The 26,789-nt window shown below is 46.2% G+C and carries 12 protein-coding genes and 1 pseudogene; 1 reads left to right on the top strand and 12 read right to left on the bottom strand.

Going from position 1 to position 26,789, the window contains the following annotated elements; all coding sequences use genetic code 11:
- Positions 1–7 precede the first annotated feature (7 nt).
- The 4 genes and pseudogenes from IEW93_RS21985 to IEW93_RS03940 form a co-directional block, all read right to left on the bottom strand.
- A pseudogene (locus tag IEW93_RS21985) lies at positions 8–5,796 on the bottom strand (hotdog fold thioesterase).
- On the bottom strand, positions 5,793–7,868 hold the full coding sequence (locus tag IEW93_RS03950) for a PfaB family protein (protein WP_188737142.1): 2,076 nt from the start codon (positions 7,866–7,868) through the stop codon (positions 5,793–5,795). Before IEW93_RS03950 ends, IEW93_RS21985 begins: the two are co-directional and overlap by 4 nt.
- Positions 7,865–15,739, bottom strand: a complete 7,875-nt coding sequence (locus IEW93_RS03945; RefSeq protein ID WP_188737140.1) for a type I polyketide synthase — start codon at positions 15,737–15,739, stop codon at positions 7,865–7,867. The genes IEW93_RS03950 and IEW93_RS03945 overlap by 4 nt, the downstream gene beginning before the upstream one ends.
- Entirely contained in the window at positions 15,723–16,580 is an 858-nt protein-coding gene (locus tag IEW93_RS03940; protein ID WP_188737137.1) for a helix-turn-helix domain-containing protein, read from the bottom strand. The genes IEW93_RS03945 and IEW93_RS03940 overlap by 17 nt, the downstream gene beginning before the upstream one ends.
- 319 nt (positions 16,581–16,899) lie before the next feature.
- Here IEW93_RS03940 and IEW93_RS03935 point away from each other — a divergent pair, with 319 nt between their 5' ends.
- A complete protein-coding gene (locus IEW93_RS03935) occupies positions 16,900–17,454 on the top strand; it encodes a class I SAM-dependent methyltransferase (protein WP_229706604.1) in 555 nt (184 codons plus the stop codon).
- A gap of 213 nt (positions 17,455–17,667) precedes the next feature.
- On the opposite strand, the gene IEW93_RS03930 is transcribed toward IEW93_RS03935, so the two are convergent.
- The 8 genes from IEW93_RS03930 to IEW93_RS03895 form a co-directional block, all read right to left on the bottom strand.
- Positions 17,668–18,660: an AgmX/PglI C-terminal domain-containing protein gene (locus tag IEW93_RS03930; RefSeq protein ID WP_188737135.1), complete on the bottom strand. Its 993-nt coding sequence runs from the start codon at positions 18,658–18,660 to the stop codon at positions 17,668–17,670.
- 1 nt (position 18,661) lies between these two features.
- Positions 18,662–19,195, bottom strand: a complete 534-nt coding sequence (locus IEW93_RS03925) for an ExbD/TolR family protein (RefSeq protein ID WP_188737133.1) — start codon at positions 19,193–19,195, stop codon at positions 18,662–18,664.
- Positions 19,192–19,746, bottom strand: a complete 555-nt coding sequence (locus tag IEW93_RS03920) for a biopolymer transporter ExbD (protein WP_188737131.1) — start codon at positions 19,744–19,746, stop codon at positions 19,192–19,194. Before IEW93_RS03920 ends, IEW93_RS03925 begins: the two co-directional genes overlap by 4 nt.
- A 5-nt stretch (positions 19,747–19,751) precedes the next feature.
- Positions 19,752–20,405, bottom strand: coding sequence for a MotA/TolQ/ExbB proton channel family protein (locus tag IEW93_RS03915; protein ID WP_011636700.1), 654 nt, complete (start codon positions 20,403–20,405; stop codon positions 19,752–19,754).
- Between the two features lie 108 nt (positions 20,406–20,513).
- On the bottom strand, positions 20,514–20,861 hold the full coding sequence (locus tag IEW93_RS03910; protein WP_188737129.1) for a hypothetical protein: 348 nt from the start codon (positions 20,859–20,861) through the stop codon (positions 20,514–20,516).
- Complete coding sequence (locus IEW93_RS03905) at positions 20,862–21,647, bottom strand: tetratricopeptide repeat protein (RefSeq protein WP_188737127.1); 786 nt, start codon at positions 21,645–21,647, stop codon at positions 20,862–20,864.
- Positions 21,634–24,654 (bottom strand): tetratricopeptide repeat protein, encoded by a 3,021-nt coding sequence (locus tag IEW93_RS03900; protein ID WP_188737125.1) that lies wholly within the window; start codon positions 24,652–24,654, stop codon positions 21,634–21,636. Before IEW93_RS03900 ends, IEW93_RS03905 begins: the two co-directional genes overlap by 14 nt.
- A complete protein-coding gene (locus tag IEW93_RS03895) occupies positions 24,654–26,747 on the bottom strand; it encodes a tetratricopeptide repeat protein (protein WP_188737122.1) in 2,094 nt (697 codons plus the stop codon). Before IEW93_RS03895 ends, IEW93_RS03900 begins: the two co-directional genes overlap by 1 nt.
- Positions 26,748–26,789: the final 42 nt, after the last annotated feature.

Raw genomic sequence — 26,789 nt, 5'->3', positions numbered from 1 at the left:
TGAAAAGCTAGGCTTCTTCAATACAAATCGCGATGTCTTTTACTTCGTAAATACGTAAACCGTCTTTACTTAAATTGGCATCACCGACGATGATGCGTTTACCGTTTTCGTCTTTTACTGCGCTGATGTGCACATCTAACGACATTTGTTTGTTAAGCGGATTAATTTGGCCGCGGTATTTCCATTTAATATCAGACAAAATCTGGCCGAATTTAGGATTGGTAAAACCGGCACCTAAGTCGTTAGTAATCGCGTAAGTTTGCATTAACTCGATGATAGCTTCAACGCCTAATGAACCCGGCATCACCGGATCTTGATGGAAATGGAATTGGAAGAACCAATCACTCGGGTCAATGGTGCGTGATGCTGCCAAATAGCCTTTACTGTATTTACCGCCATTGTTAACGATTTCAGCGGTGTCGATAAAGTTAAGCTGACCACCCGCTAAGCGGTAATGCGGCTGGTGCGCGGGTGCATTAAACACCCGCGATTGTTTGTCGAGCAAGTTGACTACCGTGTCGGCTGCGACATTGTTGTCGACATGCCAGGGTTGGGTAATCTTACCGTTATCGATACCTAGTTGGTTTTTAAGCGCGTCAGCTTTAAAGTAGCCAAACACTGCGCCACCAGTGTAAAACGGTTCACCATCGACGCTTAAATCAAAGGTAAAGTTTTGAATAATATTGCTGCCCGCAATCACGGTAGACAGTAAACGTGAGTCGTTAACGATGGTCTTGCCGCGTAAGTCCACATGGCGTAATAAGGTGCCATGACCATCTAGGTTGCGGAAAAACAACTCCTGCCCAGGGAAGCCCAATGTGGTGCCCATATAGCCTGAAATAAAACCATTGGGTTGTAATGAGATTTCCATTAACACCGAATATGGCATTACCGCCTGGTGGCTGTTTTTGGCAAAGTACCATGCATCTGTTGGCACTTCATATTCAGCAATACACGATGATGGTTTTTTCAATTCGCCGCGCTTACCATTAATGTCGATAACACGGGTGGTTAACTGCAAATCACCGCAAGGAGTACGCGGCGGAATTAGCCCTTTATAGATGCTAAAGTCTGGCCCAAAGCACTTTTCGATGTCGCCAGTAGCAAATTCAAACATATGATACGGCGTAAAGGGCACGGTATCAGGCACGCGGTTTGCGTATTTAGAATTAGCGCTGACTTGCGGTGCTTCAACATGTTTAAGCGGAATAACGCCTTTATTGGTTGGCGCGCTGGTGTCGGCTATTTTCGCCATTAACGGGGCGATATCTTGCTGGCTGTCGGTGTTGTTTAGGTTTACGCCAGCCACCTTGGCAGGCTTGATACTTGAGTTATTTGTGCTGGAATGACTTAAGTAGCGGGTGCATTGGGCTTCTTCTTTGATCATCACCCCAAGGTTTTGAAAATCAACCACCACTTTGCCATTAAGCAAAATATCAATATTGGCTTTAGCATATGGACGTGGCGAAATACCTATTTCGGTGACTTCCATCCGGTAAGTTAATTCACCGTGTTGCGGTAACACCTGGCCACGACAACGCACTTTTTGTGAGGCATTTTCGAGCGGCTGGAAACGCCCGTTTTCAACTAACGTATGCATACCAATATGCAACATAAAGAATTGCAGTAATTGGCCACAGCCTTCAGCCATTAATGAGCCCGCCATTACCTGGTCGCCTTTAAAATGACACGGGAAATACCAATGGTCTGGGGCTAATTGTTTGTGGCCTTCAACTAACCCTAGGCCCCATGTGCCGCCGCTCACTTGTAAATTGCTTACGCGCTCAATCATTAAGAACTTTTCAGATGCAAAACACAGTGACTTTTGCATGCCCGTTTGCAGCTGGTGGCCAACGTGTTCGCCACCAAAACAGCTGCCAATATCGCCGGTTAATAAATGGTGGATTTGACCATAATCAAAAGCGGTTTGCGTGCAGTGTAGTAAGGGTGCAAATGTCGGTTTATTGGGGTTGTTAAGCACTTTTTGGCGCAGTTTAAGCTCATCTTCGGTTTGGATAACGCCCTTGCCATCAGACAATTCTTTATCGGTAAAGAAGCCTGCGCAGCCGCCGTCCATTTTTAAAATCATCTTGTCGCCAACGAAACATTCGTACGAGAAGAAAAACAACAAGGTGTCGCCATTGCGTGCAAAGTTGTTGATTTTAATGTCATAACGCAAAGTGTCGCCACCACGGGGTAAATCCCCTAAAAAGGTAAGCGTGCAGTCGAGTAAGCGATAAACGCGCTCGCCTTTGTTTTCAAAATCGATGCCTAAATAGCTAATCAGCATTAAATCGCACTGGCCAGACTCAACCGCCACAGCCCAAGGGATTTGACCGTCAACCAGATACGGCGCATCAACCGGGATGTCATATTCTGTGGTCATTGAGCAAGGTTTGTATTGATTCATAGTGGCATCAAGTTTTGTTACTCGAGACACCAGTAAGTAGTCGGTAGTGGGTAAGCGCACGCGGCGTGAGTAGCTGTCGATGATGGCATAATCTGGGCCAAATACTTTGGCGATATCACCTTCGGCATATTCCACTAAATCGGCGTAGTTCCAAATACAGGGTTTATCTGCCGGAGTGGGGGCTGTGTAAGCCGGAACCTGCGCATGATTAGGTTTGCGCTCTGCCAGTACCGGTTGAGCTTCAACGTATTGTTCAGCTGGCGCTTTGGCTGTAAACGCAGGCGCTATTGTTTGTGCGTTTGTGGTCGATGTTATCGAGGCCAGTTGTGCTTTTAATAAGCTGTCGGCGACTTTTAACCCTGCTTCGCGACTGGCTAAAAAGGCTAAATGGGCTTGTTGTGCTAACCATTGGTTTTGCTGAAAAGCCGTTAAGTGCGCGGGTGGCGTTGCCTGGCTCATTGCTTGAGTCGAATGAGTTTGATTTTCTGTTTGCGGCTGCATACCTGGTTTATGTGCGAAATGGCTTGCGGGCATAGTGGGCTCGTTTATATTCATTTTTGTTGGGGCTTGTTGCACTGAAACGGGTTTAATCGACGCGCATTGGCTAACAATGTTATCGATAGCAGCAACTGGGCTGTCGACAATATGCTGATAGATATCGCGGCCACCTAAACTGACTTGTTTAATCAAGCTCAGCTTGGCACTTTGCGTTAGTTGTTGTGTAAGTGGCAGTGTTACGCGGCTGGCAAGCGCCTGTTGTTGTAGTTGATTGAGCGTTAAACCAATGCGTGAGTATTGATTTTCACTGGCACTAATCACCTGTGCACTAATGTCAGCTTGTTGCAATTGCTGGCTTTGCAAAAGTGCATTAAGCAAGCTTGCCATGCCAGAGGCGGCAAAGGTATGGCCTAATATCTCTTGTGCGCTTGAAAGGCTATTGGGCTTAGCCAATTGAGTTAACTGGCGAGTGAGTTGCTGGCCAAAATCAGACTGATGGCAAAGCGGAGCCATGTTAAGTTCGTTAATATCGCAGGTTTGCTCGAGCTTGAGCTTATCTTGCTTGGCAAACTGCACTGTATCAATACTGGCAAAGCTTTCAGTTGGATGATTTTGTTGTAATACAATCGCACCAGCACCTTCACCTAAGTGGGTTGTGCTTGCCTGCATTCCTGCATTCCTGCGGCTTGCAGGTGTGCATTGTTGAGTAGGCAGTTTTCAATGCTGCCAGATAAATCAACCGCTGCAATAATCACTGCATCTAATGGCTCTTGTAGTGAGCCCATGGCAAATAGGTTTTGGGCCACATCAATACAGCGATTAACTGATTGCTCTGCAGCCGAAATGGTAAAGGCTGGGCCGTTAAAGTCCCATAATGATGAAATCCGCGACGCCATAATATTGCCAATAAAACTGGTGTACTGGTTTAATTTGGCGGCATCGAGTACGCTGTCCATGGCGATGGCTTCTAGTGCCTGGTATTCATCGTCACTGAGCTTAACGCCCTGGGCTGCCAGGCTTTGTGCGAGCTGGCTGTGTAAGTTTACTCGTCCACGGAATTGATGTAATTCTAGCTCGGTTTCCATGGCCACTAGCACGGCCACTTTGCTGCCGGGTTTTAGGTTGGCATTCACAATGGCTTCATCGGCGACTTTTATCAGTAACAACTGCTGCGAAATGAGTCTGTCGTCTTCATTGGGCGGCACTTTGAAACGTAAAAAATCAAAGTCGAATTGATCAATGTAAGCGCCATGAGGCACCTGCTCAATACCGTATTTGGCCAATAGCTCTGGATGCTTGTTGATGCCTTTCCAGCGCTGAGTCGGCAATGGCGTAAACAAGCTTTGCTTGGCACGAATACGCTCAGCAAGCTGATTAATGCTACTGCACTGGCCAAAGTGGGCAGCCATACCGGTAATGTGCATCGGCTTTTCGCTTGCATTGATCACTTGAGTCGGTTGTTGCGATGTTGCTGTGTTATCGGAATAAGACTCTAATAACAAGTGTGCGTTACAGCCACCAAAACCAAAGACTGACACACCAGCATGGCGGACGTTATTGCCCGCTTTATCTGGCCAAGGTTGCACTTCATTTGGCAAGGTTGCTTGACCAAATAAACCGTTAGGCGAGCTAATAGGCGCGCTGATATTAATACTCGGTGGTAACACACCTTCACGCATGGCAAAAATCATTTTCATGATCCCGGGCATGCCTGCTGCGGTGAGTAAGTGGCCCAAATTAGATTTTGCCGAGCCAATTAATGGCGTGGCGCTGCCATTGAGTTTGCCTTCAAAAAAGCGCTCCATTGAGGTCAATTCAACTTTGTCGCCTAATGGCGTCCCGGTGGCATGGCACTCAATCACTTCAATGCTGGCAGGGGTAATGCTTGAGTCAAATGAGGCGGCTTCGCGGTAGGCACGTTCGAATGCTTGCACCTGACCTTTGCTGTTTGGGCTAAGCACAAACTGACCTTTACCGTCGTTTGATAAGCCAATGCCGCTGACGAGGGCATAAATATGGTCGCCATCACGCTTTGCATCTTCAAGACGTTTTAGCACCAATACGCCAGCACCTTCACCGGCAAATAAGCCTTTGCTGTTGCTGTCAAACGGCGCTGAAATACCGTGGTCTGGATAGGCATGAAAAATTGAAAAGCCCATATTGATAAAAAATGGATCTGCGCCAGACACTGCGCCAGCCAGCATCATGTCGGCTTTGCCAGTATGTAAATAATCACAGGCCAGCTTTAAAGCATAAACCGAGCTAGCACAGGCGGCATCTAGGCTTAATTGCGCGCCGCCAAGGCCTAAAGCATCTGCCACAAGCTTTGAGGCATTGTGAGCTACTGCACCATTGCGCCAATTATATTGCTCGTTTTGTGCCGCTAAACCAAAGTTTTGCAATACAAAGTTGGGCTGCTGTAGTTTGGTTTGTAAGGCTTTTTCGACCACGCTGTGGTAAAGCGGTATAAACAATTGGTTTGATTTAGCGGTGGGAAACGACAAGGTGCCCATCACAATACCGGTGCGCTGTAAGCCTGGATGATTAAGATCGGTAATCCCTGCATCTGCTAACGCATTACGTGCCGTATCTGTGGCCCATAAAAAGCTGTCGTCTAGGCCGTCAAAAGCATTGCTATCGATATGATAACCTTCAGGATTAAAGCGAAAGTTTTGAATGTAGCCGCCTTTATTGCAATAAAAACGGTCAGATTGCCCCTGTACGCCAATATAGTCATTAGGTGATGCGTTGAGCTTTTGTGCCGTAATTTGACTGCGAGAATCTTTTTTATCGAGTAAATTTTGCCAAAACTTTGCCGGGGTGTCGGCATCGGGATATTGATTGGCTAAGCCTACAATGGCGATTTTTGGGGTAGCTTGAGAACTCAATGAGGTTCTCCTTCTAATAAAGTGTCAGCATGTCCAACAGCTAGGCTGTTGGCGGCAATGAATAAGGTTTGTTGTTCGATGGCTTCGTTTAAGCTTTGCATAAACGGGGTTAATGACATAGGTACTCTGTGGGTCATTAACTGGGCTAAACATTTTAATAAACTGCTAATGTCGTCTGCGCCTTTGGCATTGACGGCCAACGCTTGCGCCTGCACATCGGTTGTTTGTTGGCCAATAATTTTATCGATCAAGGTGGCTGTTTGTCTGTCGGCGCCGACTTCGACGAATAAACGACAGCCCTGGCTAATCGAGTCGCTGATAAGCTGGCTAAAGTCCAGTGGATGACAAAAGGTGTCGGCAATCGACTGGGCAATAGCGTGCGATGTTAATTCAACGGGCTGTGTTTGGGCTGCCGATAAAAATTGAGTCGAAGTGGGCAACGCTGCTGCTAAAGGCTGTAAATAAAACTGCTTTACATCCTCAATTATATTGAGCGCAGCAGGGGTGTGCATTGCGGTGACTCTATTGGCGGCAATGCCACGTTTCCCGGCTTGTTTAAGTAATGCTTTACAGCTTTGCTCGCAGCCAGCTAACACTAAGCTGTCACCTTGCACAATGGCAATGTAAGCGCGAGGGTAATCGGCTAAATACGGGCTAAGGTCGGCAACGGTAGCGCGGGTAACAAAACTGTTCCACACAATGGGTTCATCATTGGCTAATTGCCAGGCTTGTCTTACACAGCGAAGCTCGCCTGAAATATCTTGATTAAAAATACTGCTGTTTTGGGTGGCTTCAATCAATTTTTGTGGTGTTTGCCATACGCCTAAACTGGCCCACATGGCGGCTTCGCCCATTGAATAACCTAAAGCGAAGCGGGGTGTTATGGCAAATTCATCCTGCAATATTTTACTCAACATGTAACTTGCGCCAACACCGGCAATGGCAAGCTCACTGAGGCTCATGTGGTTGCTGTTTTTTTCTTTCGTTGCATAAATCGCTTGGCTTTGCAGCATTGCCGGCAAGTCACCTTGGGCCTCTAAGCTGGCAAAGACTTGAGGGAACACATGGCCTAATTGGCTAAACATCTGCGGGTAAACCGTGCCGACACCTGGGTAGACAAAACTCAGCCCGTTGGCGCCTAATGGCGAAGCGGTAAAGCAACTGCCTGCTGGCGTTTTGTAGTGAAACGTTTTGTTAAGCGTTGTCGTATTTTGTGTTTGCTGCGCCTCAATTGCCGCGAGGAGGGAGCTGGCTTCTTGTTGTAAACTGCTTTGATTCGTCGCCATTAACACCAAGGTATAGGGTGCTTGCGATTGGTATTGTTGCCATTGCTGGCGAATAAATTTAAGCAAGTTTAGCTCATCGCATGGCTCGCTTAGTATGTCGCAAACTGCGGTTAACTGTATGTGTAACTGGGCAATATCGTGTGCTGATAATGGCAACATTAATCGGTTAGCTGCTAATAACGGTTTAGCGCTACGCAATTGACTGCCCTGTGTAAGTACTAACGCGAGCACACCGATGTTGCTTGGGTAACACAAGCTGGCAACGCGGCTTTGGTGAGCTGGTGTAAACCAATAGTCTTGGCTGTTGGGCAAGCGTCGATAGGCAATGTCTTCGATAAGCGTGACTAATGCATTGAGTGCATTGTTAGCCTGAGTTAACTCTACAGCTTGAGGTTGAACATGTTGTCTTTTGGCATGATCGAGTGCTTGAACTATGGCTTGCTCGGTGTTATCACCAAAACCTATGCCGTTTAAATATGCATGGGCATGAATGCCATTTTTTGCAGCCGTCATTGCTGACATAAGCCACAGTTTATCACCGATATTGACGATATCGCAGTGATGATGTGCAACAAGGCTTGCGGCATCAAGCAAAAGCATCTCGAGTGGCCCAGATGCTAATGCAAGATGCTTAATGGACAGTGTGTTGCCATTGGAGAGTGCTGGCGCAGCCAACAACAAGGCCAAGCGCATTGGCTTGGCTTGTTGTTGTTTGAGATCAACGGTTAACTGTTCGGTTAACGCTACTTGCTGATCTACGGACATCGCATTTACTGTAAAGGTCACACGCTGTCCTTGCTGTGCTGGTTTGCAGGCTGACTCTCATGTTGACTCTCATGTTGATTAGTAAAGGCCTGATTCAGGGTTTTGCTAATGGTGGTTTTGGCATCACGCATTTGGCAACTTAAACGTCCATCTTGATGATACAAGCTCACATTGGCCATTAACATTCTGCCGCTGTGTTTTAACACCTCAAGTTGAATGTAACCCTTATCGCCACTGACAAAAGGCGCTACCGTGATAAATTGCCCCATTGATGATGGCAAACTGGCAGCATCGTACTTGAGCCTTGCCCAAACCAACATGGCCTGTAACAGCAAATCTTCGGCAAACAGTTGACTGCCACCCGTGACTGATGATGGCGCAAAGCCGGGGCAGTCGGCAAGTTCGATGAGCGGTAGCTTAACCTGGCACACCAGCTGTTCATCATCGAAGCTCAACACTTGCTTAATACCCTGCAAACGCGGCCCATGGAACAAAGTGCCATTTTGATACAAGCTATCGCCATGGTGTATGGCGGTCATTTGTGTCAAATTTTGCAGTACCGTTGCAGGTAATCTTGATGCAGTGATGGCCGAGTCTGTTAAGGCGTCATTAGCGACTAAGGTAGCCTGATATTGTGGCTTCATCGCCGAGTTTGGCTCGTTTAACAAACGGCTCATTAATAACGCGTTTATGCCCGCGTCAGTTTGAGTGAGTTGCAACTGCAGTAAATGTGGCTGGTCGGTGTCAAAAATAACCCCTTTGAGCAATTTGTAGTCAGCAATAGACACTGGCATATGGCACAAGGTTTGTGCGGTTTCGCGCATCCACTGTATAGCGCACACCGTCGGCAACACTGGGTTGCCAGCAATTCGGTGATCGTTTACAAATTCCAGCTCACTACGCTGAAGCACACGAGTTACCGTAATGATTTTGCTGTCTGTAGCCAAATATGGCGCAGAAAACGTCAGCGAACCCTCTGCGTGCGGCAAAGTGTTCGCATTAGGCTTTTTTGCAGTAGCATCCTGTGAAGCTGAGCCTTGCATATCTGAACCAATTAGCATTTGCACGCCTTGCGAGCTTAATAAGCTATGAGCAAATAAGTTGGCACCAGCTTCAAGCGAGATCACGTATACGCCACGTTCAACAAACATCTTTTTCAGTGCAGAGCTCACCATACCGCCGTCCCATGGGCCCCAGTTAAAGCTCATGACTTTGGCTTGGGGCAATTGTGCGGCCAATTTTAATGCGGTTTTATTAAGAATTTCATTCGACATCGCATAGTCGCTTTGACCTGTATTGCCATAAAACCCTGCCGCCGATGAGAACATGGCGACCAATTTGATCTCTTGTGGATCAAGCGCATTAATGATGCTCGTGATGCCAGTGACTTTAGTGCTGTAAACGCGATTCAGTTCATCTAAGGTTTTGTCTTGAATGTGCTTATCTGCCAATACGCCAGCGCCATGAATGACGCCATTGATGACTAACTTTTTATCGTTAGCATCAGTTAACTCTGCCAGTGCGTCGATAACGCCTTTAGCATTGCTGACATCCATCGCCACATATTGCGCGCTGGCGCCTACCTTGGTAAAGGCGGCGAGGGCACGGTCAATTTCTAAGCTACTTTGTACTGGCCACACTAATGCATCTATTTGCTTTGGTGTGGGTTTTTCGCCTTGAGATTGAATGTAACTAATGGCGGCGGTTTTCAGCTCTGAAGCTTGTTTGCCTTGGGCCCAAGCTGGCATGTTATTACCAAGGTGCTGACTACGACCAGCAAGTACAAAGTGCGATTGACACTGCTTGGCTAAGGTAAGTGCACATTCAAAGGTGACACCTTTAGCGCCGCCAGTGACCAATATGTTGTCTTGTTGGGTTAACACTGCTGCTGGGTATTGCGAGCTGCCAGTTTTTGCTGCAATTAATGTTGCGCGGCCTTGCTGGCTAATGCCCACTTCGGTAATGCGTTTAGCACTGGGTGCTTCACCATTAACATCAAACAGTTCAGCAATAATGGCATTGGCAAACGTTTTGGCATCAATGTTATTGGCGATATCAAGCGCACGGCAGAACACATTTGGCCATTCATGGCTTAAGGTTTTGGTGAGGCCTGACAGTGCAGCTTGGTTTAATTCAGCTTTACTAAGCGCTGCGCTATCTAGGTAGCCAAAGCCACCGTCAATACGGCTTACGGTAAAGTAACTTAAGCGTGATTGCAGGGGTTTAGCAAATTCAGCATGCAGATGTTTCGCCCATAAAAAGGCGTTATCAACAGCGGATTTTGCCGCCTCATTGCAGCTGACGAGGTTTTGGGTGTTGAGCTTAAATTGAGGCTGTAAATGTACAAAGCCCGCAATGGGGTGCTTAGCACTTATCTCGCTTACCACTTTGGCAATGCTTGCATCATCAATGCTGTTAAGCACATAGCTGCTGATGTCGCTGCTTAAAGGCGAGTGAGCAGCGCTGATGCTGTCTGGGTTACGAATAACGGCGACGGTTAATCCTTTTGCATGAAGTTTCTCAGCAAGTACACCTGCGTTATGGCCATCATCTGTGATGACAATGCAGCTGTCTGTTGAATAACATGCTTCTAGTTTATCCGCCGCTGGCAACTTTTTTAGCGCTACCCCGCTGTGTGGTGGTAAATCTGATGTGTCGATAACTTCAGTATTCGATGTTGCCTTAACGGTAACTGAGGCTGGTGCGCCTAGCTTACCTTGCATATAACTGACGATTTCACCCAATGTACGACACTCGGCTAAATCTTCTGGGTTGAGTTCTGGTAAACCCGGCAGTTCATCTTGCACCGTGCCTAAAATTTCTACGCGCTTGATGGAGTCGATACCTAAATCGGCTTCCATGTCCATGGTGAGCTCGAGCATTTCTGCTGGGTAACCGGTTTTGTCGGCTACCACTGTCATCATGGTCGTGAGCACGGTTTCCGCGCTTAAGCCTGATGTTGGCGCTGATGTTTGAGCTACTGATGCTTGAGCAGGTGATATTTGGATAGTTGATCCCTGTACTGGTGCAAGCTTTGATTGCATATAATCAACAATCTCGCCCAAGGTGCGACACTCAGCCAAGTCTTCAGGGCTAAGCTCTGGTAAGCCCGGCAGTTCATCTTGCACTGTGCCTAAAATCTCTACGCGCTTGATGGAGTCGATACCTAAATCGGCTTCCATGTCCATGGTGAGCTCGAGCATTTCTGCTGGGTAACCGGTTTTGTCGGCTACCACTGTCATCATGGTCGTGAGCACGGTTTCCGCGCTTAAGCCTGAGGCTTCGACTTGTACCGCTGGCGCTGTAGATACAGTTGAGGCTGACTCAGTTGAGGCAGACAAGGTCGATTGCATATAATCAACAATCTCGCCCAAGGTGCGACACTCAGCTAAATCTTCAGGGCTGAGCTCTGGTAAGCCCGGTAACTCATCTTGCACTGTGCCTAAAATTTCCACGCGCTTGATGGAGTCGATACCTAAGTCTGCTTCCATGTCCATGGTGAGCTCAAGCATTTCTGCTGGGTAACCGGTTTTGTCAGCGACTACTGCCATCATGGTATTCAATACGGTCTCAGCGCTTAAGCCAGATGTTGGCACTGATGTTTGAGCTACTGATGCTTGAGCAGGTGATGTTTGGTTAGTTGATCCCTGTACAGGTGCAAGCTTTGATTGCATATAATCAACAATTTCACCCAAAGTGCGACACTCTGCTAAATCTTCAGGGCTAAGTTCTGGTAAGCCCGGTAGTTCATCTTGCACTGTGCCCAAAATCTCTACGCGCTTGATGGAGTCGATACCTAAATCGGCTTCCATGTCCATGGTGAGTTCAAGCATTTCAGCTGGGTAACCGGTTTTGTCGGCAACCACTGCCATCATGGTCGTGAGCACGGTTTCCGCGCTTAAGCCAGATGTTGGCGCTGATGTTTGAGCTACTGATGCTTTAGCAGGTGATGTTTGGACAGTTGACCCCTTTACTGGTGCAAGCTTTGATTGCATGTAGTCAACAATCTCGCCCAAGGTGCGACACTCAGCTAAATCTTCAGGGCTAAGCTCTGGTAAGCCCGGCAGTTCATCTTGCACTGTACCTAAAATCTCCACACGTTTGATGGAGTCGATGCCTAGATCAGCTTCCATGTCCATGCCAAGTTCGAGCATTTCAGTTGGGTAACCGGTTTTGTCGGCAACCACATTCATCATGGTGAGCTGCACTGCATCTGCCGATAAGCCTGTAGATGCACTTGCTACTGGTGCCGTTGCAGGCATCGGTGCTGCTGGTTGAGCCACTTGAGCGATTGGCTCTGATACTGCTGCGGGTGTCGGTGTTGGTGTTGTGGCAGCGGCTGCAAAAGTTGCTGGCGCAGCGGCTTGAGTCATTGCTGGTGTTTGGGTTGACGCAACAGGTGCTGTAACCGTTTGTGGCGCTGCAAGGTTATTGGCAAAGGTATTTACAGCAGCAGGTGCTTGCACTTGTAACATGGCAAGAGCAGCCTGACTGGTTTGCGCTTGCAGTGCTAAAAACTGTGTGTGACTTTGCAGTGTTTGCGCTTGATGCTGGTGGAATAGTTCCATCGAGCGTTGCAAGCTTTCGGGGATAGCAACCCCTGATGATGCCATTTGCGCCTGGGCTGTCATCAAGCTATTGAACGTATCGCCATATTGCTGTGGAATGGCTAAAAACTGTTGATGTAAGGTGGCTGTTTGTTGCTGCGCTGCAAAAAATGCACTTAAACTGTCGTTACTTACCCTTGTGTGTGTTTGCGCCTGAGCTGATGTTTGACTAGCTTGCGCAGGCGCTTGTGTAAGAGGCGCTTGTGCAATAGACGCTTGCGCAGATGCCGTAGGTGCAGTTGCCACTTCAACATACTCTGTTTTGATCACTTGTTTTTCCACTATTTTTTCCACAATTTTCTCGACAGGCACTTCCACTGTCTTGCTGGTGACTTCGCCGCTTTGCAATGATGTTTGCATCTTGGCTTGTGTGCTTGGGCTGATGTAGTTTTGCGCCGTCAGTTTGACGTTCATCGGTGATACTTTGGCCAGCTCTGCTAAAGGTGCCTGGTAAGGGTCAACCTCAGTTAATGCAACGCCTAATACTGCAAGTTGGGTTGCTGCTTGACGCAATTGAGTGTCGCTACAGCCTTTCGGGTTAGGGTTTAGACTAACAACACTAACCGCTTCAGGTTTGTTGCTCAATGTGGCCTCAACCAGCTTTTGTAAAATGTTTTTAGGCCCAAACTCAACAAATACTCGCGCGCCAGCATCGTACATAGCAACGAGTTGCTCGCTAAAATGCACTGACTGCAGCATGTGTTCACTAAAGGCGGCTTGAATCGATTTGCCATCGCTTGGGTGAAGCTTGCCTGTACCGTTGGCGTATAACGCCACGTTAGGCTTAGCAAACTTAACCTTGCTAATTGCTTTGGCAAACGGCTTTTGCGCGTGGCCAACTAAAGGAGTGTGGAACGCACCTGATACTGGCAAGGCAATGGCTTTAAAGCCTAACTCTGCAGTAATGGCTTTTGCTGCATCAGCACAAGCCTCTGTTGGGCCTGCAATCACTAATTGCGTTGGCGCATTGTAGTTAGCGACTTTTACGCCATCAAAGGCACTGATACAGTTTTCTAACTGACTGACACCTTGTTCGGCTGCTTGTGGCGGCACAATGATGGCGTACATGGCGCCTGGGTCTTGATCGGCAGGTGTGGCCGCCATGGCCTGGCCACGAGCAAAGGCCAATTGATAATAATCATCCTGGCTGATAACCCCTGCTGCACACAAGGCTGACAGTTCACCAAAACTGTGGCCTGCGACCATGTCAGGACTAAAGCCGGCTTGCGTATACAGTGCGTATTGGCCCATGCTGACCGCACCGATGGCGCTTTGAGCATAAGCCGTGTTGGTTAATGCGGCTTGCTGCGCGGCAATGTCTTGCTCCTCAAAAGCCGGAATAGGGTAGATAATTTGCGATAATGGCGTTTGTTTATGCTTGGCAAACACTTTGTCTGCTTGCATTAATTGCTGACGCATTTCAGGGTAGTAACATGCAAGCTCGGTGGCCATGTTGACATATTGTGCCCCTTGGCCTGCAAACAATGCTGCCACTTTCGCTTTCGCGTTTTTATGCACTAGGCTGGCACTGCGATAACTTGCGCCAGAGGGTAATTGCCAATTATCGGCATCATTGTTAGTTAACTGGCCAAGGGCTTGAGTAAGCTGCACTGTTAAGTTAGCAATTGACGTCACAACTAGGCCTAAACGTGCTGCAGTTGGCGCGATCTCAGAAATGGCAAAGCGCTGGGCTAGCTCGGTTAATGCCAATTCTTGACTATTGGCTTTGCTGGTATCGATGGCGGCTATTTCAGCTTGTAGCTCGGCCAATTTACTTTGCAGTGCAGCCTTGTTATCTGCACTGATCAGTAAGCTTTGTGGCACCGCGCGTTGACGGTATTTGTCATTACGGGCGTGTTCTTGACGGTACTCTTCCAATACGATGTGAAAGTTAGTGCCACCAAAACCAAACGAGCTAATCCCGGCGCGGCGCGGCGTGTCGTCAGGGCGAGGTAACCAAGGACGCGTTTCGGTATTGAGATAAAACGGTGAATCATTGATGCCCAATTTGGGGTGTGGCTTACTGACGTTGATCGTTGGCGGTAACACTTTGTGATGCAAAGCTAATGCAACTTTGATTAAGCCTGCCGTGCCTGCGGTAGACTTAGTATGACCGACTTGAGACTTAACCGAGCCTAGTGCAATGTGCTGTTTTGTTTGGTTATCTTCAGCAAAAACGGACGTTAAACCGTTAAACTCAGCCACATCACCAGCGGCGGTACCTGTACCATGGGCTTCAATGAGTCCTACTGTATGCGGGGCAAACCCTGCGTCATCATAAGCACGCTTTAATGCTTTAGCCTGGCCTTCTGGGCGCGGAGCATAAATACTTTTAAATTTACCGTCAGACGATGAGCCAATACCTTTAATTACCGCATAGATTTTATCGCCATCACGTTCAGCATCTTCAAGGCGCTTAATGGCGATCATGCCAATACCTTCACCGATCATCATGCCTTTTGAGTCGATATCGAAAGGTTGAATTGTGTCGTTAGTGGTAAAGGCTGGGGTTTTTGAAAAACTCATGTACATTGACGGCGAGTTGTCGGTACAAACACCGCCGGTGATCATCATGTCACTGCGCCCTTCAACCAGTTCGGTAATCGCCATGCGCATGGCCGCAAGTGAGCCCGCACAAGCCGCATCGACAACACAGTTCATGCCGCCTAGGTCAAAACGGTTAGCAATACGGCCAGCAATCACGTTGCCGAGCGAACCCGGGAATGAGTTTTCTTCCCAGTGGATGTATTGGTCTTGAAATTTCTTGATCAGCATGTCGCTGTCGGCGTCACTAATACCACTGTTTTTGAATACTTTTTTAAGTACAGGGTATTGCAAGCGACTACTTAAGCTGTGGTTGATTTTTTGTCCGCCGCCCACACCAAGGGTAATACCAATACGGTCGGTATCGTATTGTGCATCAACGCCAGCGTCAGCTAATACCTCTTTGGCTACCACTAATGACAATAATTGCGAGGTGTCGGTGAGTTCTAAAATGTTAGGTGGAAGACCAAATTCCATTGGGTTGAAATCAACTTCAGGTAAAAAACCGCCACGTTTACAGTAGCTTTTATCGGGCGCAGATTTATCGGCATCGTAGTAATCGTCGGCGTTCCAGTGACTGTCTGGAATATCAACAATGGCGTCGATTTTTTCGCTGATTAAATCCCAAAATTTGTTCAGGTAACGCGAATTGGCAAATATGCTCGCCATGCCAACAATGGCAATGGGCATGTCTTTTAAGCGCTTGTTAAGGCGCTTATCATGATTATTGGATTGGCTCATTTGAGTCTCCGTTTGATAACTGAGGATCAGCTACCTGATGTTGGGGTTCGGCTGCGCTTGCGGCTGATTGACTTACTCCAGGAAAACGAGCAAGAAAAGTGTGATAGTTGCGTACTAATAATTTGCGTAGATGAAACGGTCCATGCTTAAGCACGTAAGCCATATAGCGGTTGCTCGCTTGAGTATGGCTGTCTTGATAAATGTCTAAATAGACCCAGTCGGTGTCTGCATCAACACCCAATAACACTGAATAAGCTTGTTTGGGGCTGTATTGTTTGGGAATACTTAATGATTCTACCTGCACCACATTGTCGACATTGGGAATGGCTAAGGTGTCAGCCAATGTTTGTGGGTTAACTTCATAGGTAACGATGTCTGTGCCCTGAGTAATAGGCAGCTGGTTAAAATAACGTTCTGGTACAAATGCACTGTCTACGTCATCGAGTTTAGATACGCCGTGACGTTTTAAGCAGCGGGCTAGGCCGGAGCGAGATACATTTGGGTTAATAAACTTTTGGGTAATGTTTAATAGCCTGTCTAGCGGCATTTTAAGTTGATAGCGCAAACCAACCACGACATATTCTTGCATGGGAGAGAGCGTGGTGTTGAGTTTATGCGGGGTGTTCGGCGTATTATCTATTGAGTCACGTTTGCGCCATTTACGCACAGTGGCTTCACTGATATTAAGTATTTTAGCTAATTGGCTCACGCTATATTCGGATTGCTGGATAAATTGGCGCATCTCTGGCGTCGTGGTCGCATTACGGTGTTTTACCGTTTTAGGACGTGGCCGAACCTCAGTAGACTTAGGCTCAGGATGTGAATTTATCTTTTTTGTCATCTAGACAGGGGTTCCAAATAATCTGTTGGGACGTTTGCTTTCAAGACTCGCTCAAATTAGCTCAATATCCATTTATTATATTAACAACAAGCAGATTACATGAGGTTTCAGTTCGATACAATCACCCGAGACTAAAAAGAATGTGACAGGACGCATCAGTCATGATGCTAGTGCCTTAGCACACTTATTTAGTGACTCAGTAATTGACGGAATATTATATAAATAGATTGTCTTTTGGTCAGATTACTATAGTTTGGTCAGTCTTACGTTTTGTCAATTATCTCAGATGTTTGGCCGAGCACCACAACAGGGCCGCCAAATGACAAATTTACGCTTAAGCTACCAAACGGTCGAGTTTGGTCAAATTGATATTCACCTTTGTACGTTACGTGATAAACAAGAGTTTTTCGATCCAGATGGTGTGGCTAATAAGCTTGGCATTTCTTCAGCCAATTGGCCTCTTTTTGGTGTTATTTGGCCTTCTAGCCTAGTGCTTGCGCATCATATCGATGGGTACCAAACTGGTAGTAAGCGTATTCTTGAAATTGGTTGTGGCATGGCACTGAGCAGTTTGTTACTAAACAAACGCCATGCTGACATCACCGCGACTGATTACCATCCTGAAGTGGGTAAGTTTTTATTGCGTAATACAGAGCTAAATCAAGACAAACCGATTCATTATGAACAAGCTGACTGGGCCAGTGATCAAGATCATTTGGGTTCATTCGATTTAATTATTGGCAGCGATTTATTATACGAAGATGAGCATGTTGAGTTGTTAGCTCACTTTATTAATGCCCATGCCAATGATGTTTGCGAAGTGATTTTAGTGGACCCTGGCCGCGGTAAAAAAATAAGCTGTCAACCAAAATGATTGAGCTAGGCTTTAGTTCTGTTCATCAAAAACCATTACACACAGATTATTTACCAGAAGCATTTAAAGGTCATATTTTGACATTTTTACGATAATTTGCCTGTGTTCTCGAGTAACCTTTTAAATGTCGCTCAACTTATTGACCTGTCCACTAAGCGTTAAAAGCAGGTGATGAATATATCATTACCTGCTTTTAGTTTGGGTGTCGCTCACTTAGCTTGGAAAGAAGTCAATGGCCCATATGGTGGTCATTACCGCAACACTTTCTGCTGGGAAAGTAATTGAACGGAGCACCAAGGTTAATTGACGTTCTAATTTTGCGTCATTTAGCTCGCTAGATTTAATGCTCACTTTGCTGATACTGCCATTAGGTTGAATGACAATTTCAAACATCACTTTGCCTTTTAAAAAGGGATCTTTTCTTAAGGCGCGGTTGTAGAGCGAATAAAGCCGAGATTTATTGGCCTCTAGAGTACGTCTAAGCGCAGCTTCTGAACGTTGCCCCCCTTGGCTTGCTTGACTGGCCTTTTCTGCCACGGCGCCTTGGCTGGCTAACACTTCTTCTTTTGCGAGACGAATTTGCTGGGTTTCGTTACCGCTCAGCGAGCCAGATGACACCGTTTGGCTAATGGTTGATTTTGCCAAACTGTCGGTTTGCTTATTAGCCGCGCCGGCAAGTAAATCGCGTTTTACTTTAACCTCTTGGCTGGTGGTCTGCTCAAGTTTACGCTGTGCTGCTGGTTGAACATCAAAGGCTTCACGCATTGAAAATAGCTCATCTTTCATAGCGGCCAGGCCTGATATGCTGGCTTTTTCTTTGGCGGCCTCACGGGTTGTGGGTTGCACAACTTGAGGTTTTACCACTGGCTCTATTGGCTTTTCTAAAGCTTTTTCTACTGGCGGAGCCGGTTCTGGCTCTGGTAGTGGTTCTGGCTCAGGCGGTTTTACCTCAGGTTTAACCGGCGGCGGTAGTTGCTTTTCTTGTAAGATGATTTTCGCCAGTTGTGGCGGCACTTGCTCTTTAACTTCTCGTGGCAGCTCAACTTGTTCAAGCATGGGCACCACAACGGCAAACACCAAATAAACCAACAACAGCACCCACAAAATCAGTTTAAAGAGTTTGTCTTGTTTGCTGGGTTTAAATAAGTCGCCTAAATCATTAAAGCTATTTGTTGTTTGATGCGGGTGAAAGGTCGCTGTTGTCATATTAGCCCTCACCATTAACTTGCTTTGCTTGTTGTTCAACCGCTAACGATATATCTCGATACCCCGTTGCAGCACAGGCGGCCATTATTTGCTTTAACACCACATAAGGCGTTGACGCATCGCCAATAATGGTAACAGCTCGGCCGTTTTGTTGTTCGGTTTCAGTCAGTTCGTTGCGCTTACTGGCCTGGTAGGTGAGTTCAGTGGTTAAGGTTTCAATAAACTCAGGGTTTTCTTGCTCAGTGAGTCCTTGTCCATCTTCACTTTTTTGCCAAATAGCCCGCTCTTGTACTAACACAGTGTCGGCAATGACTGTGATAACCAGGTTTTCAACGGGCAAGGTTTCAGCGACTGACACTGGCAAGCTAAGCTTTTCGATATTTTGCAAAACCCGCACTTCAGACTGATTCACAATTAAGAAAAACACCAAAATCGTGAAAATGTCCATTAACGCGACAAGGTTAAGCTTGCTACCCGCTTTTAAGCGTTTGTGATGTTTAACTAATCTGCGGCTTCTGGCCGATTGTTTCATCATTGCTTGGCTCCTATTGGTTGTCCAATAGTGGCCTGTGACTCTGAGTCACTGACCGCGGGAGCATCGCCAAGCGAGATCATTGGAAACAATTCAGCATCTACCAAATTAGCGGCAACAACAGCTTTAAAAGAACGAACCGTATCCATGGCTGATACGATGGTTTGATAGTCAATGGCTGGGTCTAGCAGCAACACAATATCGTTTTTCTCTATGCCCTGTTGCTGAAATGTCAGCTTTAAATCTTGCAGGTACACTGATAGGGCTGCAAAGTCATAACCTGTGTCTGTCACATCAAAGCGTTTAAGTGACATGCCAGCGGGGTAGTTTAATTCCAGGCGAGCAGGGGTGATAACAAGTTCGAGTATTTTAGGTTCTTGCTCATCTTGCGCTTGTTCTGTTTCAGACAAGATCGGCAATTGTAGATTCAAAATACGCACTTGTGAGAACACCAAACTTAGCAGTAGCACCGGCACTAACACGATCATTAAATTCATAAATGAGGTGATATCCAGTTCTGCATCTTGGGTATTAGGGCGACGGTGGCGTCTCATACTCATTAGCCTCGGTTGTTATCCGTTTGCTTGTTAAATGACAGTGAATTGAGCAGTTTGATCCCTGCCATTTCTATTGAGTCAACAATGGTGGCCGTTTTAGTTTGCAGGCTCGAGTGAAATAAAATCAGTGGGATAGCGGTGATCAAACCAAATGCGGTGGTGTTCATCGCCACTGAAATACTCGATGACAATAAGTTGGCTTTTTCTGCTGGGTCGGCGCTAGCCACTGCCGAGAATGCCGCGATTAAGCCCATAATGGTACCTAACAAACCGAGTAACGTTGCGATATTGGCCAGTGTGGCAATAAAGGGGGTGCGTTTTTCTAGGCGCAGCATGTATTCCATGACGGTTTCTTCCATGGCGTATTCAACATCTTCGCGGCGGCTGGCACTTGATATGCGCGCAATACCTGACTGCAATACATCAAACACGGGCGCTTTATGGTTTTGTGCATGTTGGCTTATGGTATTGATGTCGCCGGTTTTTAGGGCGTTTTTAATTAATGCAAACGCTTGCTGATTAGTGCGATGCGCTGAGCTTAAATATAACCAGCGCTCAATGGTAATAGCCAAACCAACTACTAACACCAATGCGATAGGGTAGATAAATGGGCCGCCATTTTGTAAAAACGCAATGATATGGTCGGTAAAACTCATGTGATGTTCCTTCTATTTTTGTTGTTTGAATCCACGGCATTTGGGCTACATGGTTCAGTTGTTTGGTTGTTGGTGACTCAGCGACATTGTTTGGTTAATTTTTTCTGTTTATTTCTCGGTAGTTTGGCTGCTTTTGGCAAAATCTCTCACCTGTTGCTTAAATGCCTTGGGGTTAATGGGTTTAAATTCAGGCAGGGTGAGCCGCATGTCTTTATTATTAATGTCTATTGGGCTGGTTATTCCTTGCCAGGGCATAATGTAAAGCACTTTAGGTTGCTCTTGTGAACCCGTTACCTGGCTTTCAATCACCACAGGCTTATTGCTTGAGTTCGCCTTTTGCGGTGTTACCTCATCATTAGCCATTACTTGCGCTGAAACACTGAGCAGCAAGGCGGTGAATACTGATGTTAATTTGTTTAGGCAAAATGTGGTGTTAGTCGCTTGTAAAGTATCCATTTAGCCTGCTCCGTTACTGTCGTCGGGTAAGGTTAGGCCCGCGCGTTGTATTTTTATTTCAACCCCTGCTAACCAGCGCTTTGCTTGTTCATCATCTGGTTGGTTGGTCAAATATGCCATGTAATATTGGCGAGCTTGCAGTAATTTACCGCGATACAGTTCTAATAGTATGGCCAAATTGAGTTGTGCTTGTGGGTATTGCGGCCATAGTGTAAGCGCTGTTAAGTAACCTTGTTCTGCCTGCTCATATTGGCCTTGCAGCCTGGCAATATTCGCTTTAATTTGGTGTGCATAAGGATTGCTATTATTAACGGCAATGCCTTGGTCTAGTAGCGCATCGGCTTGGGTTAATTGCTGCTGATTAATGGCAATAATGGCTTTATTGACATAAGCACCAGATAATTGAGGCTCTGCAGCAATCACCTTATCAAATAACGTATTAGCTGTTTGCCATTGCTGGTTTTTCATTTGCTCAATGGCTTGTTGATATTGACTTAACACCGACTCAGGCACGCCCTCTAAACGCTGTGAGGCTTGCTCTAGATACACATTACGCTTGTCGGTTGTGTTGGCACTGCTGCTGGTGCTGGTATTAGCGCGTTGCGCATTAAGACTGACCATGTCGACAATGTCATTGTCCATGCCATTTAGGTTTTTATCGGTAGTACTTTTTGTTGCTGTACTGCCTGTTGATGAGCTACAACTGGGTAGCAGCACTAGACTCAATAACGCTATGGCTGCAAGTTTAGTTGCTGATGAGGTAAATAATGGCTTAATGGATAGCATCGACGACCTCATGCATTAACTCTTGTTTTTGATAAAGGGCTGGCGACATTTGTGCCAGGCGTTCAAAGCTTTTATCTATCCACTGATCGGCAATATTATCCCATGCTCTTTGAGTATTGCTGATGTGAATTTCGATGGCTTTTTCTTCAAATGGATAGGCCAATTCTTCAAGTAAAATCTCGTATTCTTCTAATGCTAATTCATCTAAGTCGCCAGGGCGCTGAGAACTCATCATGTCACTGGCGAGTTGGCGATACATTTCAGCAAGGTTGTAAGTGGCGTGGGGTACGTATTTAGCCAGTTGAAAGTCGAGTACCTGTTGGTAATAACCAATGGCTTTTTTCATGGCGTCTTGTTTACGCTTTAAGCTTTTTTGCAGTGGTGCATTGAGTTTTATGGCGGCAAAACTGCGCTGCTCTGCTTCGCCTAACGCAAAGGCGGCAATTGAGGCGAGCTCAGCTTGTCGAGTTTGAATGGCATTGGCATCAGTTTGCAATTGCTGGCGATCAAAGCTAAGTATTTGTCTAAACCAGTAATATTGCTTATTGGCGTCGCCACTTTGACGGTAAAACTCACTCATTTTAAAGCGTACTTCTTGAGCCACATCAAATGGTTGCGGGTATGTTTTGGCATACGTTCTAAAGGTGTTGAGGGCGTTGTTATTATCGCCGGCCTTTAAGTAATATTCGGCAGCTGTGTATAAGGCTTCACGCTTAAGCGCGCCAGAGTCCTCTTTAGCGACAATCAACAATAATTGCTCTGCAGCTAAATCCCACTGGCCTAGCGCTTCGTATGATTGGGCTAATTTTGCCGGAATAGCCGCACTAAACTCATGGTTTGGATGTCGTTGCTGAAAGGGCTTTAATACATCTATGGCGTCTTGCCAGCGTTGTTGTTCAAGTAAAAGGTTGGCTGCGTCAAGTTCTGCGTTGAGTGCGTATTGTGATTCAGGCACGGCTTGCGCGACGCGTAATAACTGGCTTACAGCAAGCGAAGGCTCAGTGTGTTTAACTGCCTTGGCCTGAAAGTAAATACTGGAAGCCAGCAGGTTACGCATTTCAGTCCAGGTGTCGGTGCGCTGATCTGTGTATTGTAGCGCTAAAGTGTAGGCATCTTCTGCCAGCGAGTACTGTTCTTGTTGGTATAGACTATTGGCATAAAGTTGGCTAACAAACTGAACTTGTTTACGGGCAGCGTCAGAAAGTGGCTTGGCGGTTTGTACTGAATTTGATGTGTTTGCAAGCGGTGCAATGCCATAAGCTTGCAAGACAAAATCGGTATAAAATTTCAAGTTGGCCATGTCTTGGCTGTCAAATGAATACTGCGCCGCATTACTGGCTAATTGTAAGGCGCGTTCATCTTGTGGATATTGGGTAATAAACTGTTTGTCTAATTGATTGCGCTTGGCTATGAGTTCTGCCATTTGTGGCTGATGTTGTTCAATAAGCTCACGTATTGTTACGGTTGTCGCATAGGCAGATTGTTGTTGGATTTTTGCTAACGCGGCAGTGTGGTTCGCTTGGGTATTTTCATAAGCAATAGCATAGTAGCTGTCTAATGCAGCTTGATACTGCTGAGCCTCAAAGTTGGCGTCGGCAAATAAGTATTGGTCGTTCACAATATCTTTGCTAAGTAGTGCCTTAGCTTGGGGTAATGTGGCCAGCTGTAAGTAGGTGCTAAGAGCTGAAGCGGCTTGAGAAAACGCCAAGACCCGTGCCTTACCCTGTTGTGTTTGCGCATCAGCATATAAACGGCGGCTGTGTTCGTCGCTAAAGTTGAGTAAATGCGGCAGCAATTCACTTTGGTGCGCCGTTGAAGCATTTAGCCAAAAGGCGCTGTTTAAGCCGTATTGATTAACATAAACATTTTTAAGCTTATGCATGGCGGCAAATTTACCCTGACGCTGGTACAAATCAAGTAAGTCGAGTGAAAAGCGCGCCGCCCAAATATGATTTGGGGTAAAGTCTATATAAGCCTGGTAAGTTAACTGCGCATCATGGTCGAGCTTTTTGTCGAGTAAAAAGGTGGCTAAATTGGCAAATAACACATGTTGATATAAACCAATATAGGGTAGCGATTGATTGTCATTCACCAAGGCAACTAATGATTGAGATTGCAGCTGTTGGCTTAATGAAATACTCAGCACTCTTTGCGTGTCGATGGCGAGGTTTTGCGCCCGGCTACTTAGCTTGTCAAATGCAAAATTATCGGCCGTGAGCTGTGCTGATTTCAGCTGGTTTTGTTCGCTGGCGATAATCGCTTCAAACACTTGTAAAAAGGCGTTATCGGCATTGGCAAGCCGATTAAGTTTAAACTCAGACCAACCGAGCATATATAAACTGTTGAGTTGGTACTTTTGATTATTATCTGCCGTTAACACTTGCTGGTAGGCCGAAATTGCTGCTGGGTAATTTTGCAAATTGTAGTAAATTTCACCGCGCCTAAAATTAAGCTCAGCCAGATAACCCGTTTGTGGATACTGTTGCAGTAATGATTCAACCTCAGCCAGGCTTTCATCCTGTTTGCCTTGCAAATCCAGTGCTTTAGCTAATTGATATTGTATGTGCTCGTTTTCTGCTCGCTGCGGATAACCTTGCAATAGTTGCCGATATTGATCGATTAATTGTTGCAGTGCAGCATCGTTTTTTGTCAGTTGCGCCAATACTTGGCTGTCTGCCAGTGATTCATCATCTAAGTCTGCATAAGATTGCGCTTCAAATGACTCGGTATTAATTTGTGCTAAACGATATTCCACATGAGTTCGCACTTCAGGATCAGGCTCTAGCGTCAGTAGTTGCTGATAAATACTGGCCAACGCAGTAGCGCGTTGCTCTTGAGTCATGGCTACTGAGGGGACATGTTTATTTGAGGATTTATTGGCAATATCACTTAAGCTGGCACGTTTACCTTGTTGAGTTAACTCTGCTTGCCCGCTGCTAAAACACCCCGATAAAAAGAGGGTGCAACCAATGATTAATGCGCTTGACACATGAGATGAGGCAGACATTAGCGCACTCCTTGTGAAGTGGGTTCAATGCTTGGTGCAATAGGATTTGAGCGCTTGTCCGCTTGCGACATTTGCTCCAATACACTGGCCATTTGATGACGTGTCGTGAGCAATAATTGCTGCAGAGTGTATTGCTGTTGTTGAGTAAAAATACTCAGTTTACCTCGTATATCCCGGTCGGTTTTATCGCGCAGCGCGCCAATATTACTCTGCATGGCTGTAATGTCTAATTGGGTTTGTTGTTGGCGCGCCTCAAAGTCAGCCAAAAGGCGTGGATTATTTGATAAATCACTAAAGCGGCTGGCTTGTAGTTCAAGCAAGGTGAGCTGTTCAGTGAGTTGTTTCAGGCTTTGTTTATGTTGCCATAATCGCTGAGGAAAGGTGCTTTGTAACTGCCATTGCAGCACCCCTTTAATTCTGTCCAGCCTTTGTTGTTCATCATCGGTATTGCGTTGACCTGCTAATCTATTGAGTGTGTTTTGGCTGTCATTAATCCGGTTTAACCATTGTTGTTGGTTTGGATCTGCAAAGACTTGGGCATCTTGTTGGGCTTGAGCCTGCTCAATAATGGTGGCAATACGTTGTTTTTGCGTGTTTAGGTTGTTGATTAGCTCTTTATAGGCAAGCTTTTTTTGCTGCTCAATAACCTTGGCTTGGCGTTGGGCGTTGAGCGCTAAGGTGCTCTTTAGCCATTGGCTATTTGCTTGCTGCTTTTGTACGTTATCAGCAAGTAAATCAAGGTTTAATAATGTGTGGTAATCGGTCACTAATTGCGGATCGTTTAAGGCTTTTTTTAACCAAGGGGCGTCTGTGTTAAACCGCTCTGTAAGGATCAGGGCTAATGCATCTGATTTTGGCGTTAAGGCCGTGGTTTGCTGAGCCTCAGATTGAGTGGCAAAATCGGTGACATTGTTAATGGTGCTTACGGTTTCTGCAAAGGCTTTAATTTCAGCCATTTTTTGCAAATACAACTGCTCAGCTTGCTGATAAAGCGTTAACCCTTGAGCTAGCGACTGTTGCTCGCTAACTTGTTTTGCTGTTAAAAGCGCAGCTTGCCAGGCTAAATTAGAATAAGGATATTGCTGCTGTAATAGGGTGAGCAAATTAAACGACATGTCGAATTGCTGTTGTTGCTGGGCAGAATAGGCAAACAAAAATAATGCTGATTCGGCATAAGGGCTTTGCTCAGGGAAATCGGCCAATTCGTTATAGGCTAAATCGTATTGCTTATTAGTGACATACAACTGAGCTAACAATAATTTTGCATAATCATTAATCGCCTGTTGTTGTAATAAGGCGTCTTTGACTTCAGGCAATAGTTCGTCGTTATCATCAACAATTTCGGGCTGGGCAAAAGGGTTGAACAGGCGTTGCCAAAAATTGACTTCAGGTGGTTGCCATTGTTGCTCTTTGAGTTCAACTAATATGGGTTGAGCCTTGTCATACTCTTGTTGTTGCATATGCAATAATGCCTGGTTTAAGGCGATATACGCGGCAGCTGAATCAGCGGGTTGTGTCTCATCTGTTAGGCTTTTTTGTTGAACTTGAGCGCTTAATGGCGGCGTTTCTGGCCAATAAGCTAACTGACTGAGTACGTGGTACTGTTCAACATAAGACGGCAAAAGGGTGGTAATTCTGGCTAACGTGAGTTTAGCGGTTTCAATGTCGCCTTGATCAATTTGTTGCTCGCTCAGTTGCAATAATGCAATGAGTAACAGTTCACCAGGCGATGCGCTTGATGTGGTTTTGCTGGTGTGGCGTGTGGTATTGGCCTGATTTTGCTCAAAGCGGATTAATGTTTGTGTGGCCTGATCGTGTAAACCAATAGCCACTTGCAACCCGGCTTCAAACAGTTGGCTGCGATCTGAGTCAATGCCTTTACGTTGGCGATTAAGACTAATTTGTCTTAAAGCTGCGCCATAATCACCGGCAAAGTAAAAGTACAATGCTTGGCGATAAAATTTGTCTTCAAGATCTGTGGTCGTGGCAGATTGACGAGTGTTTTCTTCAGCCTGCAGTGCCCCTGAAGTAAACAGTGTTAAGCAACAACACATTACAGTTGCACCGAAACCGGCTGTGAGTCGACGACCCATGCAAGTTAGCCCTGTGCTAATTAATTGAGTATTAAAGGCCAT

Origin of the sequence: Shewanella inventionis, from assembly GCF_014641855.1 — a bacterium.
Lineage (GTDB): Bacteria > Pseudomonadota > Gammaproteobacteria > Enterobacterales > Shewanellaceae > Shewanella > Shewanella inventionis.
The sequence above is the reverse complement of the archived record's forward strand: the minus strand, read 5'-3'. Positions and strand labels throughout refer to the sequence as shown.

Coding starts and splice junctions, on each gene's coding strand:
- IEW93_RS03925 (WP_188737133.1), bottom strand. CDS start 19,195: ATGATGAAACAATCGGCCAGAAGCCGCAGATTAGTTAAACATCACAAA.
- IEW93_RS03915 (WP_011636700.1), bottom strand. CDS start 20,405: ATGAGTTTTACCGACCATATCATTGCGTTTTTACAAAATGGCGGCCCA.
- IEW93_RS03905 (WP_188737127.1), bottom strand. CDS start 21,647: ATGCTATCCATTAAGCCATTATTTACCTCATCAGCAACTAAACTTGCA.
- IEW93_RS03900 (WP_188737125.1), bottom strand. CDS start 24,654: ATGTCTGCCTCATCTCATGTGTCAAGCGCATTAATCATTGGTTGCACC.
- IEW93_RS03945 (WP_188737140.1), bottom strand. CDS start 15,739: ATGAGCCAATCCAATAATCATGATAAGCGCCTTAACAAGCGCTTAAAA.
- IEW93_RS03895 (WP_188737122.1), bottom strand. CDS start 26,747: ATGGGTCGTCGACTCACAGCCGGTTTCGGTGCAACTGTAATGTGTTGT.
- IEW93_RS03940 (WP_188737137.1), bottom strand. CDS start 16,580: ATGACAAAAAAGATAAATTCACATCCTGAGCCTAAGTCTACTGAGGTT.
- IEW93_RS03930 (WP_188737135.1), bottom strand. CDS start 18,660: ATGACAACAGCGACCTTTCACCCGCATCAAACAACAAATAGCTTTAAT.
- IEW93_RS03935 (WP_229706604.1), top strand. CDS start 16,900: ATGACAAATTTACGCTTAAGCTACCAAACGGTCGAGTTTGGTCAAATT.
- IEW93_RS03920 (WP_188737131.1), bottom strand. CDS start 19,746: ATGAGACGCCACCGTCGCCCTAATACCCAAGATGCAGAACTGGATATC.
- IEW93_RS03910 (WP_188737129.1), bottom strand. CDS start 20,861: ATGGATACTTTACAAGCGACTAACACCACATTTTGCCTAAACAAATTA.